The 331-nt window shown below is 51.7% G+C and carries 2 tRNA genes; both read left to right on the top strand.

Features of this window, described 5'->3' with window-relative positions:
* Nucleotides 1-29: 29 nt before the first annotated feature.
* A tRNA-Ile gene (locus tag WFN61_RS20775) sits at nucleotides 30-106 on the top strand.
* Between the two features lie 109 nt (nucleotides 107-215).
* A tRNA-Ala gene (locus WFN61_RS20770) sits at nucleotides 216-291 on the top strand.
* Nucleotides 292-331: the final 40 nt, after the last annotated feature.

Below are 331 nucleotides of genomic sequence, written 5' to 3'. Positions count from 1 at the left end.
TAGAAATAAACAGCAGTAAAAATCTCTGCAGGCTTGTAGCTCAGGTGGTTAGAGCGCACCCCTGATAAGGGTGAGGTCGGTGGTTCAAGTCCACTCAGGCCTACCAAATTCGCTCCCGTGCTTTGTTATGGCAACGCTCACATACTTCAGTATGCTTCGCGTTACCACGCCGCGCCCGGAAACGAATTCGGGACACAGAGATTAGTTTTTACGATGGGGTTATAGCTCAGCTGGGAGAGCGCCTGCCTTGCACGCAGGAGGTCTGCGGTTCGATCCCGCATAGCTCCACCATCACTTACTGCTGAAACAAGAAAACTTCAGAGTGTACCTG

The organism is Pseudescherichia sp. AS216 (genome assembly GCF_037152055.1).
Taxonomy (GTDB): domain Bacteria; phylum Pseudomonadota; class Gammaproteobacteria; order Enterobacterales; family Enterobacteriaceae; genus Pseudescherichia.
This window is presented reverse-complemented; position numbering and strand designations above follow the sequence as displayed.